Annotated in this window: 8 protein-coding genes; all 8 read left to right on the forward strand. The window is 58.6% G+C overall.

The window, feature by feature from the left end:
* Positions 1-358: 358 nt before the first annotated feature.
* The 8 genes from ACA041_RS10160 (at position 359) to ACA041_RS10195 (ending at position 11,825) form a co-directional block, all read left to right on the forward strand.
* The gene (locus ACA041_RS10160) at positions 359-1,636 is read left to right on the forward strand and encodes an OmpP1/FadL family transporter (protein WP_497440973.1); all 1,278 of its coding nucleotides are present in this window, start codon (positions 359-361) and stop codon (positions 1,634-1,636) included.
* 46 nt (positions 1,637-1,682) lie between these two features.
* Positions 1,683-2,357, forward strand: a complete 675-nt coding sequence (locus tag ACA041_RS10165; RefSeq protein WP_497440974.1) for a DUF3313 domain-containing protein — start codon at positions 1,683-1,685, stop codon at positions 2,355-2,357.
* 155 nt (positions 2,358-2,512) lie between these two features.
* Positions 2,513-3,325 (forward strand): transporter, encoded by an 813-nt coding sequence (locus ACA041_RS10170; RefSeq protein ID WP_497440975.1) that lies wholly within the window; start codon positions 2,513-2,515, stop codon positions 3,323-3,325.
* Positions 3,326-3,410: 85 nt separating this feature from the next.
* Positions 3,411-6,077, forward strand: coding sequence for a helix-turn-helix transcriptional regulator (locus tag ACA041_RS10175; protein WP_497440976.1), 2,667 nt, complete (start codon positions 3,411-3,413; stop codon positions 6,075-6,077).
* A 165-nt stretch (positions 6,078-6,242) separates the two neighbouring features.
* Positions 6,243-7,406 carry a thiolase C-terminal domain-containing protein gene (locus ACA041_RS10180; RefSeq protein ID WP_497440977.1) on the forward strand — a complete coding sequence of 388 codons (1,164 nt, stop codon included), beginning with the start codon at positions 6,243-6,245 and terminating at the stop codon, positions 7,404-7,406.
* Positions 7,407-7,463: 57 nt separating this feature from the next.
* A complete protein-coding gene (locus tag ACA041_RS10185; protein WP_497440978.1) occupies positions 7,464-9,293 on the forward strand; it encodes a DUF1302 domain-containing protein in 1,830 nt (609 codons plus the stop codon).
* 33 nt (positions 9,294-9,326) lie between these two features.
* Positions 9,327-10,688 carry a DUF1329 domain-containing protein gene (locus ACA041_RS10190; protein WP_497440979.1) on the forward strand — a complete coding sequence of 454 codons (1,362 nt, stop codon included), beginning with the start codon at positions 9,327-9,329 and terminating at the stop codon, positions 10,686-10,688.
* Between the two features lie 78 nt (positions 10,689-10,766).
* On the forward strand, positions 10,767-11,825 hold the full coding sequence (locus ACA041_RS10195) for a WD40/YVTN/BNR-like repeat-containing protein (RefSeq protein WP_497440980.1): 1,059 nt from the start codon (positions 10,767-10,769) through the stop codon (positions 11,823-11,825).
* The last annotated feature ends 31 nt before the right edge of the window (positions 11,826-11,856 follow it).

Here is an 11,856-nt window from a genome sequence, read left to right on the forward strand (position 1 = left end):
GAGGGGTACTGACATTGATTCGCTCGGATGACCTTTTACAAATGTTGCGCACCATAGTCGGAGCAGCACAGTCTGCTTGATCAGTTTTTCCAGCAAACCAAGCATAGGTGCACATTTGCCATTGCTCCAGCGCAATGGCACCTAAACATACCCCCCCGTGAGTGGGGGGGTGCGAAGCGCTTCAACCCCCTCTAATGCAACCATCTGTCCGGTAAAACCACGATTGACGGCTTACTTGCAGTTATGACAGGGCGCAAATGGAAAATGTCGAATCATCAGCAATACTTCACTTCGCCATAAGCACCGGTTGCGCTGTTACCTGATCGATAGTGATTGAACATCATTAGAGAGGGACGTCATGCAGTCGAATAAAAGTGCGCTTTCTATTTCACTTGTTGGATTTTTGACACTCCTGGTGAGTGGGCGAGGTGTTGCTGGCGGGCTGATGCTGTATGAAACCGCCACGGACAATACCGGGCTGGCCAATGCCGGCGCGGCGGCGAGGGCGCAAGGCCCTTCGACCATTGCCAGCAATCCCGCAGGTCTGAGCTATCTTAGTGGCACTCAAATCACCGCCGGCGCCCAGGTCCTGTTCGGCAATCTATCGTTCGAACGCGACGGTGATACCAATACACCAGGCTCCGGCAGCGGCAACGTGCTTGATCCAATACCTGGCGCCAGTTTTTTCATCAGCCATCAGCTGGATGACCAGTGGTCCGTCGGATTCGGTTCCTATGGCGATTTTGGTCTCGCGGAAAACTACGACAACGACTGGTCCGGACGTTATTTCGTGCAGAACGCGAGCATCGCCGGCTTGTCGTTGGTGCCCAGCGTGGCTTATCGCTTCAATGAGCAATGGTCCGTCGGTGTCGGCGTGAAAGCCATGTACGGCATGCTGAAGTCAGAGGCTGCGATTGACCAGTCGCCCCTTGGTTTGACGGATCGTGCGGATGGTCAATACAAATACAAGGATAGCGACTGGGGTTACGGTGCCAACGTCGGCGTGATCTATGCGCCGCAGCCGGGAACACGTATTGGTCTGGCCTACACCAGTCAGGTCGATCTGGATTTCGAAGATCGCCTGGATGTGAAGAGCAGTGGTCCGCTGGTAAGTCGACTCAATGGAACCAATACCGAAATCGATCTGAAAGTACCGCAGACCGCCACCCTCAGCCTGTATCAGCAACTGGACCCGCAATGGGCGTTGCTGGCCTCGGTCAATTGGCAGGACTGGTCGAAATTCGGCGACATAGGCATCGACGTGGACACCAACGCCGGCGGTACGCGGGCGACCACGATAGATGCGCATTACAAGGACACCTATCAACTGGCCCTGGGCGCGCAATACCAGATGAACCCCGATTTACTCTGGGACTTCGGTGTCGCCTATGACACCTCGGCCGTGTCCGATGGCAATCGCACGCTGACCGTGCCCATGGGCGCTTCCTGGCGCTTCGCCGCTGGCCTCACATATTCGCTGAATAAAGAGACCGACCTGAACTTCAGTTGGGTCACTGTGTGGATGGGCGACATGTCCATCGACCAGACCAAATCCCTGTCCGGCAATCGCACTTCAGGCGAGTTCGACAACGCCTGGATTCAAGCCCTGACGGCCAACATGACTTGGCGCTACTGAACAGAGTCTTGCGACGTAGCACCTTAACCCCAAGGAGTACTGTTATATGAACCGTTCCCATAAATGGATCGTTGGTGTCGCACTCAGCAGCCTGTTGTTGGCAGGCTGCGTTTCAAAGGTGACCGAAAAAGAACAGTACTCTGGATTCCTCAAAAGCTATGACGGCTTGCAGGAAACCAAGTCGCCGAGCGGGGCGACGGTGATGCGTTGGCTTGCACCGGGGTTCCAGCCTTCGGCCTACTCGACGGTGGTGTTCGAGCGCCTGGAGCTGTATCCGGGACCGAAGCCGAATGAACGTGTGGATATGAAAACCTTACAGGAGTTGCAGGCTTACACCACTGAAAGCGCCAGGCAGGCATTGGCGCAAAATTACCGGGTCGTTCCGAGCGCAAGGGACGTTCGCAAGGGTGAACGCGCGCTGATCCTGCATGCGGCCATCACCGGCGTGACGGCTTCAAACGAAGGCATGAAGTGGTACGAAGTGGTGCCCGTCGCCGCAGTAGTGGGGGCGACCCAGGCCGCGACCGGGCATCGTGATCAAAACACCGAGTTGTATATCGAGGCTGATCTGGTTGATGCCGGCACCGGGCAACCGGTCGCCAAAGCTGTACGCAAGGTCTTTGGGGAAAACCTGCAAAACACCAGTCAGAAAATCACGGCCAATGATTTCAAGGCAGCTATCAAGGCGATGACCAACGATCTGCAAACGCTGCTCAGGTAGGTAAGAGCGGAACTTTATTGGCCGAAATCCGAAGCACTTGAAGGCCGGCGGACCAAGCCAGTGTCAGCGCAATTCAATTGCGCTTCGCGGCTGACGCAACAGACGATGTGGCGGATCAGGTTCAGCCGATCCGCCACATCGATCGGGAGTTCGACATGAACAAGCGCATTGAGCTGCCTCTGGTTTCACTCATCGCTTTGGGCGTTTCCGTGAACAGCTTCGCGGACAGCCAGGCCGAGCTGGCCAAGCAGGCACTGAACCCGGTCGCGGCGCTGTACAGCTTGCCGATCCAGTACAACTGGAACCAGAAAATGGGGCCCAGCGGAGAAGGGATTCAGAGCGTGACCAATATTCAGCCGGTCTTACCGTTCAGCCTGAACGAGGACTGGAACCTGATTTCCCGCACGATTCTGCCGATCATCGACCAGCACGGGCTGGTGCCGGGCGGTGGCGCCGATAAAAGCGGCGTAGGCGACACGTCGCAAAGCTTTTTCTTCTCGCCGAAAAAGCCAACCGAGGGTGGCTGGATCTGGGGGGTAGGGCCGGCATTGCTGTTGCCCACCGGCAGCGACAAGTTGCTCAGCAGCGAGCAATGGGGACTGGGGCCGACGGCGGTAGCGTTGAAGCAGGAACACGGCTGGACCACGGGTATTCTCGCCAACCACATCTGGTCGCTGGACAACAGCCCGCCCGATGACAAAGAAAAAGTGAACCAGACTTACCTGCAACCGTTTCTGGTGTACACCACGAAGACTTACACCAGTTTTGGCATTAATACCGAATCCACTTATGACTGGGAGTTCAAGCAATGGAATGTGCCGATCAATCTGTTCGTGACGCAGTTGTTCAAGGTCGGCAAGCAACCCATGAGCCTCCAGATCGGGCCACGCTATTGGGCAGACAGCCCTGAAGATGGCGCCCATGGCTGGGGATTTCGGGTGGCGTACACGCTCCTGTTTCCAAAATAATAGGTATCGCTGCAAATTTTTCAGCGTTGCTTGAGCAATCACGGTCTACGGCCGAGCCCACTGTTCTGTATTAAGGCCTGAAGAAATGGATCACATAGAACCACAATTGATCCTCAAAACCACGCCGCCACGCAGCCAGAAGTCGGCGCGGATCCGTAGCCGGTTGGCCTTCGATACCCCGGAGCTGACTGACAAGTTGGTGATCGCCGTTCACGCACCGGCAGGCTTTGGCAAGACGTTTCTGCTGACCCAGTGGCGCCGGGAATGCCTGTCCCATGGCGCCGTGGTGGCCTGGTTGACCCTGGATGCGCATGACGACAGCACCCGGTTTGTCCAAGGGCTGGGCACAGCCATGGCGATTGGTAGTGGCCGGCCGTCCTTTGCTCGTGCCTTCGAGCGTGTTCCGGGGCCTGGTCGTGACGAGTTCGAAGGCTTGACACAATGGTTGGCGGAAGTTGCCGATCTGGGCAGCGAGACCGTGTTGATCCTGGATGAAGCGGACGCCTTGCCCGAGGTGACTGTCCGCCATTCCCTGACCTACCTGTTGCATAACGCGCCAGCCAACCTGCGGGTCATCATGGCCTCGCGCGGGCGTTTGAATCTGCAAGTGGCTGACCTCACAGCACGGGGGCGGTACGCGACAATCACCAGGACAGCCTTGCGATTTGGCGTTGAAGAAGCGGTTGCGATACTCACGGCGCGCTTCGGCGCAAAGATCGACGCTGATCTCTGTGTACGCCTGCATGAGGTGACCGAGGGTTGGCCCCTGGGTTTGCAGCTGGCCATTTCGGCAATGGAAAAGAGCCCGAATCCAGGTGCGGCCATCGAAGAGTTGTCGAAATGCACTGGCGATATCCAGCGTTATTTCGTCGATAGTCTGATGGCCCAACTCTCGGAAGAACAGGTCGGGTTCCTGACTGGGGTTGCCTTGCTTGAGATGGTTCATCCTTCTTTATGCGTCGCGCTCACAGGTAATCCGCGCGCAGAAGAGTTGCTCCAGGAACTGTGCGTCTCGACACCTATTTTCGTCGAGAGTGTCGACAGCGACTGGGTGCGCATTCATCCGTTAGCCCGGGAGTTCCTTCTGGGCCGTTTTGCACAACTGCCCCCGGAACAGCGTCAGGGTGTTCACGAACGTGCCGCGGACTGGCTGCAACACCACGAATTCCTGGAGCAGGCAGCGCGTCAGTATCTGTTGGCAGGGCTGCCCAACCCCGCTTACGCAATGATTGAAAAATGCTTGTATGAAGTGATGTTGCGTGGCCAATTCAGTCGAGTGCTGGAATGGATTGAAGAGCTTGAATCCGAGGTTGTGCTGTCGCATCCGCGCATCTGCCTGGCAGCCGCATGGGCGTTGGCGATGGGCGAGCGTCAGGCTGAAGCCGCACGACTGATTACCGCCATCGAACAACATCCTTCCGCCGACGAGGCCACCCGATGCGAGGCTGCCGCCATTGAAACCGCAGCGGCTTATTTTGCCGATCGACCGGATGAGTCTTTGGCACTCATCTCACCTTGGGTTGATCGGTTGCCTTCGTTCCCGATCAAAGTGCAAGCCATTGTGGCGAATCAGATTGCCCGACTGGCCCTGTCTCAAGGACAACCGGAAAAAGCCCGGCGGATCTTTCAACGCGCCCCCCTGTACGAGTGGAGTTCCGGCCTGGATGCCATTCGCGGTTTCGGCGAGTGGGTGGTCGGCCTGACTTACCTTTGGGAAGGGCGAATGCTGTCGTCGGAAACGGCCTTGCGCGGCAGTCTTTTGCGGGCTGAGCGTGACATTGGCCGACGCAGCCCGATTGCCGTAATGATGGCCACTGCTCTGGCGACGGTAATGCTCGAACGGGGGGAGACTCAGGAGGCGAGTACAGTTTTGGCGAACCGGATGGACATGGTGGAGCGTCTCGCTTCGCCGGATGCGATTGTGCTGGGTTATATCACCGCATCCCGTTTGGCCTCGCTGCTGGGGCAGGGACATCGCGGGCAGGACCTTCTTGAAGCGTTGTTTGCCCTCGGAGAAGAGCGTGGCATTCCCAGGTTCTGCATGGCGTCACTGGGCGAGCAGATTCGTCTGCATGCCTTGCAGGGGCGCAGCGATACCTGTCAGGCGTTGCGGCGACGGCTGGACGCTGTTACGCCCATCGATGCCCGCGAAGAGTCCGGGTTGCTCGGTACGGAGCTGGCCTTGCTGGCGGGAGTAGCGAACGCTTATGTCTTGCTGGCCAAGCGGGATTGGGTGGCCATGCTCGCAGTGCTGGACAAGGTGAGTGACACCGCAGAGCGCTTGCGCCGCGGCCGGGAAATTGTGCAGATCAAACTGCTCAAGGCATTGGCGCTCAGGGCGACGTCCGAAGAGGGAGAGGACTTCTTGCTCGAAGCGGTCAGTCTCGCGCAAGAAAATGGTATGCAGCGCGTGATGCAGGACACCCATCCAGACCTGACCAAATGGGTACAGGCGCTGCAGCGTAAAACTGTCCAGCCTGCCACAGCAGGACCGGTGCCCACACCTGTTTCGGCAGCGGAGTCCACACTATCGAGTGTTTCACCTAGTCGCTTGCTGACACCCAAGGAACGCGAGGTGCTGCAGTTGCTGGCGCGCAATCTGTCCAACAAACAAATCGCCTTGGCCCTGAATGTCGGTGAAGAAACCGTGAAGTGGCACCTGAAGAATCTGTTTGGCAAGTTCCAGGCCGGTACCAGACAGCATGTCGTCGCCCGTGCGTACATGCTGGGGATTCTCGAAACGGCGGGCTGATGTCCATCCACGATCCAGGGCGATCCGTTCGGGTCAGCCTTCACTTCCCCCCAATCCGATTTTCTGCCGCCCCCCCTGTCAATGGGGGGTTGTGCTATTCGGCTCCGCCATAGTCTGGCCCCAACAAGAGCGCTAATGCGCATCGGCGGGTGGGGAGCAGGAATTATGTCTGAAAGAGTGCTGGTGGCCGGTGTAGGCATGGCGCCGTTTCTGCCGCTGGGTGGCTGTGATAGCCATGCAGCATTGGCGGGGCAGGCCATTCGTGCAGCGTTGGCCGATGCACGAATCGACTATGACTTGGTTGACCAGGTGTTTACCTCCTGCGTACACGGTGACTCTGGTATCGCCGAGCAGATGTTGTCGCAGATCGGCTACTCCGGTGTGCCGGTTTTCAGTCTCGCTGATGGCTGTGCGGCTGCCAGCAGCGCATTTCAGCTGGCTCGCAACAGCGTGCTGTGTGGTCAAGCCGAATGCGTGTTGGTGGTGGGCGTCGAGTGCATGCCAGTGCGTATTTCCAATCGTGAGTTTTTCGGCTTGAAAGAGCTTGCTCGCGATGAGTCGGCCAAGGTCGGGCAGGGTGAAAGCGCCATCGCGTTTATCGAGCGTCGGCAGCAACCGGCGTTGCTGTTCGCGGCCCAAACCAGCTGGTTATTGACGCGCATGGGCATTGCTGAAAGCAGCTTCGATCAGGTGCTGGAGCGAGCGCGGACCCAGGCCGGCCTCAACCCCTACGCCGTGTTGAACCGCGTGCCGAGTCGCGACGGCTGGCTACCGCCTTACCTGTGCCCACCCGCTTGCGGTGCGGCAGCGGTGTTGATCTGCACCCCGGCCTTTGCGTTGCGCTTCGGCGCCAGGTCGGACGTCACCGTACTGGCGAGCGCCAGGGGTAGCGACAGTACGTCGGAACAGGAATTCGGCTGCGTGCTGGATGTGCTGGGACGGGCGACCACGCGGCGAGTGGTGCAGCAGGCCTATCAACTGGCCGGGCTGGGCGCAGAAGACATCGATGTGGTTGAGCTGCACGACCAAAGCGTGGGTGACTTTATGGTCAACAGCGCCGCCCTGGGCTTTTGCCGAGAGGATGAGATCGACCGCTTCGTGCAACTCGGTCACCGCTTGAAAGGACAGATGAATGCGGTGAACCCGTCGGGTGGCTTGCTGGGACGTGGTCACGCCCCGGGGGCCACCGGACTGGCGCAACTGGTCGAGCTGGTCTGGCAACTGCGCGACATGGCTGACGGCCGGCAGATTCCAGGAGCCCGTACGGCACTCCAGCACAGCACAGCCCTGGGGCGTGCCGTGTCGGTCACCCTTTTGCAGCGCACGTGAGAGGAGGCTCAGTGCGCAGTGATTTAACCCATGACCAAAGAGCAGGTGGCACGTTAGATGAACAAAAATAATAAGATCTGCCATGCAAACTTCCGCAAGGGGTTGTTGACTTCAGCCATTCTCACCGGCCTTGGCATTGCGCCTGTACACGCCGTCGAGATCAACACGGGAAATGAAGATTTTACGGTTCGTTTCGACAACACGCTGAAGTTCAACTACGCCCAGCGCGTGGAGTCGCCCAACAGCAAGTTGGCCAATTCCTGGAACAACAATGACGGGGATCGCAACTTTTCCTCCGGCAGTGCGGTTTCCCAGCGACTGGACGTGCTGTCCGAACTGGACGTGGTTTACAAAGAGAAACTCGGTTTCCGTGTCAGCGCCAACTCCTGGTACGACCACGCCTACGACGACATCGGCAGCGACAACGCTTCGACCAATCAGCTCAACAGCGGCCAGCCGGATTCCCGTCACCAGAGTGGTTACGCCGATCGCTATTACAACGGGCCTTCTTCGGAAATTCTCGACGCCTTCGTGTTCGGTAGTACGGAAGTCGGCGAGGAATCGCTGCTCAGCGGCAAGGCCGGCAAGCACACTGTTTATTGGGGCGAAAGCATTCTCGCCTTTGCTCATGGCAACAGTTACGGCCAGTCGGGTCTGGATTTGTCCAAGGCTCTAGCAGTGCCGGGAACAGAAGCCAAAGAGCTGTTCATTCCGCGCAATCAGTTGTCCACCAGCTTCACACTCAACCCGGAACTGACCCTCGCCGCGCAGTACTTCCTGGATTGGGACGCGGCACGGTTGCCGGAGTCGGGCACTTACCTGGGGTTCAACGACGGCATTCAAAATGGCGGGCATAACCTGTCATTGATCGGCGGGCAGAATCCCCGTTTCGGTACGCCCGGCCCATTGGGCGCCAATCAGTTTCTGCGGCTTAACAACGGCCACACCTTCAAGCCAGACAAACAAGGTGACTTCGGCCTGATGGCCAAGTGGAGCCCAGAATGGCTGCAGGGCACGCTGGGTCTCTACTACCGCAAGACGTCCGATATTCTGCCCAACCTGGCGTTGCAGCCTGTCGCGGTAGGCCCGGCGCAACTGATCTCCGGCAATGCCGGCAGCTACAACCAGTTCTATGTCGATGACATCGATATCTACGGCATCAGCCTGTCGAAAAGCTTCGAAGGCGTCAGCGTGGGTTTCGACCTGAACTATCGCCACAACATGCCGCTGGCCAGCGTGCCGGCAACGGTCAATCCGGCGGCGGGTGCTGCGGGTCTGCCAGGCTTCATCAGCAATTTCGACGGCGACAACGGCGTGGCCCGCGGCAACACCGTTCACGCCGTACTCAACGGCTTGACCACCTTTGGCGACACGCCGGTCTGGGACAGCTCGAACTTGCTGGTCGAACTCGCCTACAGCCGCTGGCTGGACGTCACCGAGAACAAACAACTGTTCAAGGGCGAAGACTGGTATCGCGGTGTCGACAAGGTCACCAAGGACAACTACGTCCTGGGCGTCAACTTCACGCCGACCTGGTATCAGGTGTTCCCCGGCATCGATATGTTCCTGCCGATGACCTACAACGTTGGCCTCAACGGCAACTCGGCTATTCAGCTGGGGGGTAACGAGGACTCCGGCAGTTACTCGGTGGGCGTCGGCATGGACGTGCACAACCAGTACCGGTTTGACCTGAAATACGTCGACAACTTTGGCCCGTTCGACACCTGCGATTCCGCCGGTGGCGCGGGTGCACAAGGCGCGGGCGCCGCACCTGGTGCCAACGGGCAGTACAACTGCGTACCGGGGCAAACCACTGCCTTTAGCGGTACTCAGCCTCAGCTCAAGGATCGGGGCATGGTCACTTTGACGTTCAAAACGACCATTTGATCGAAGTCTTTGCTTGATAGCAGGAGTCACTCCATGAAATTCGTCAACACACTGTTGTTCACTGCCTTGACCGTTGCCATTTCTGGCGCGGCACACGCCGCCGTTTCCCCGGACGAAGCGGCCAAACTCGGCAGCAGCCTGACCGGCGTCGGCGCTGAAAAGGCCGGTAACGCCGACAACACCATTCCGGCCTACACCGGCGGTCTCACCACGGCACCGGCCGGTTTTCAGGCGGGCAGTTCGTTCCGTCCCGACCCTTTCGAGGCCGACAAGCCACGTGCCGTGATCGACGGCAAAAACGCTGGTCAATTCACCGACAAACTGACTGCGACCACGCAGGAATTGCTCAAGCGTTACCCGACGTTCCGGGTCGATGTGTTCCCGACCCATCGCAGCGTTGCCTTGCCGCAACGGTTGCTGGATAACACCGCGAAAAACGCCGTTGGCACCAAGACACTCGAAGGTGGTGTAGCCCTGGAAAACGCGCTGCCAGGCGTGCCGTTCCCGATCCCGAAAGATGGCTATGAGGCCATGTGGAACCACCTGCTGCGCTATCAGGGGTACGCCACCAACTTCAAATACGATTCCTGGAACGTTGACGGCTCCGGCCGGGCGATCCTGGCCACGTCCGGTAACGCTTATCTGGAATACCCGCTCTACGATCCGAAGCGTACGGAACCGGCGAAAGAGAGCGACCTGTTCTTCAAGACCAAACTCTATTACCAGGACCCGGCCCGCCGCGCCGGTGAAGCCATCCTGGTGCAGGATGCCGTCAACCCGCTGAAGATGGAGCGTCGTGGCTGGCAATACCTGCCGGGCCAGCGTCGGATCAAACTCGCGCCGGACATTGCCTACGACACGCCGAACCCTGGCTCGGCCGGCGCCTCCACTTATGACGATGCGTGGGTGTACAACGGCGCAATGGATCGCTACGACTTCAAGCTGGTCGGCAAGAAGGAAATGATCATTCCTTACAACACCTACAAGCTGAACTATCACAAGGAAGCGGCGGATATCACCACACCGCATCACGTCAACCCGGACTTGATGCGCTGGGAGCTGCACCGTGTGTGGGTGGTCGAGGCCACGCTGAAACCGGGCAAACGCCACATCTACAGCAAGCGCACTTTCTACCTCGACGAAGACAGCTGGATTGCCCTGGCCTCGGATGAATACGACGCCAGCGGCAAGCTGTATCGCGGCTCTTTTGCGCACCTGGCCTACAGCTATGACGTGCAGGCGCCGAACTCCGACAACCACATGATTTATGACTTTGTCTCCGGCAGCTACAACATTACCGGCATCTATGGCCCGTACGGCGGCATCAAGTACATCGACCCGCTTTCGAAAGCGCAGTGGGCACCTGAGTCATTGGCTGGCACGGGTATTCGCTAAGCCATAAACGCAGGTGTTTTTTTGTCGCCGGCAGTGGACTCCTCGCTGCCCGGCGGCTTTTTTTGTCGAGTAAACCTCATGAATGCATTTAGATGGATAACGCTCGCTGCGCTGAGCGTGGCAGTGGCCGTGCCATTTACCCGATCCGTGGTCGCTGCGGACTTCGTCGATGTGCTGTCGAGTCCGGCGATCCAGAGTGAAAAAGCCATTCACGGCATGTTCACCTGGTTGGCCAGTGCGGGTAAACGCCTGATCGCCGTGGGCCAGCGAGGGCATATTTTTTATTCCGATGATAGCGGCGTCCGCTGGCGCCAGGCAGAAGCGCCAGTGAGTTCGGATCTGGTGGCCGTGCAGTTCCCGAGCCCGACGCAGGGCTGGGCAGTCGGGCACGACGGTGTTGTGTTGCACAGCGACAACAATGGTGAAACCTGGAAGCGCCAGCTCGACGGTCGTCAGGTCGGGCAGATCATGCTGAACCACTATCAGCAGCAAGCGGCACCGGATGACGCTTTATTGGCTGATGCTCAACGAATGATCGATGAAGGGGCGGATAAACCCTTCCTGGACGTGTGGTTCGCGAATGAGAAAACCGGCTATGTGGTCGGCGCGTTCAACCTGATTTTCCGTACTGACGATGGCGGCCAGACCTGGGTGCCCTTGATGGAGCGGACCGACAACCCGGGCGCGCTGAATCTCTATGGAATGCGCGCCATCGGTGATGACCTGTTCATCGTCGGCGAGCAAGGCCTGGTGCTGAAACTGGACCCGGCATCCCAACGCTTCGTCAACGTTCCTACCCCCTACGGCGGCAGCTATTTCGGCATCACCGGCACGCCGCGCGCCATGCTCGTTTATGGCCTGCGCGGCAATGTTTATCGCAGCGTTGATCACGGCGCGAACTGGGACAAGGTTGAACTGGGCCTGTCCTCAAGCATCACCGCGAGTACGGTCACTGCTGACGGCCACATCATTCTGGTCAGCCAGGCCGGCCACGTCCTGGTCAGCACCGATGACGGTGCAAGCTTCACTCTAAAACCACAAGAACGCTTGGGGCCTGCTGCTGCGGCGCAGGCCATCGGCTCAGGTTCCGTGGTGGTCGCGGACGCACAGGGCTTGCGCCAGTTGCCTCTCGAATGAGCCCACTTCACATAATAAAAAGAGACGAGCC

It is taken from the genome of Pseudomonas sp. LBUM1676, assembly GCF_059695605.1.

Excerpts from the sequence above, each read along its gene's own strand:
- ACA041_RS10160 (WP_497440973.1), top strand. The coding sequence starts at position 359 with ATGCAGTCGAATAAAAGTGCGCTTTCTATTTCACTTGTTGGATTTTTG.
- ACA041_RS10165 (WP_497440974.1), top strand. The coding sequence starts at position 1,683 with ATGAACCGTTCCCATAAATGGATCGTTGGTGTCGCACTCAGCAGCCTG.
- ACA041_RS10170 (WP_497440975.1), top strand. The coding sequence starts at position 2,513 with ATGAACAAGCGCATTGAGCTGCCTCTGGTTTCACTCATCGCTTTGGGC.
- ACA041_RS10175 (WP_497440976.1), top strand. The coding sequence starts at position 3,411 with ATGGATCACATAGAACCACAATTGATCCTCAAAACCACGCCGCCACGC.
- ACA041_RS10180 (WP_497440977.1), top strand. The coding sequence starts at position 6,243 with ATGTCTGAAAGAGTGCTGGTGGCCGGTGTAGGCATGGCGCCGTTTCTG.
- ACA041_RS10185 (WP_497440978.1), top strand. The coding sequence starts at position 7,464 with ATGAACAAAAATAATAAGATCTGCCATGCAAACTTCCGCAAGGGGTTG.
- ACA041_RS10190 (WP_497440979.1), top strand. The coding sequence starts at position 9,327 with ATGAAATTCGTCAACACACTGTTGTTCACTGCCTTGACCGTTGCCATT.
- ACA041_RS10195 (WP_497440980.1), top strand. The coding sequence starts at position 10,767 with ATGAATGCATTTAGATGGATAACGCTCGCTGCGCTGAGCGTGGCAGTG.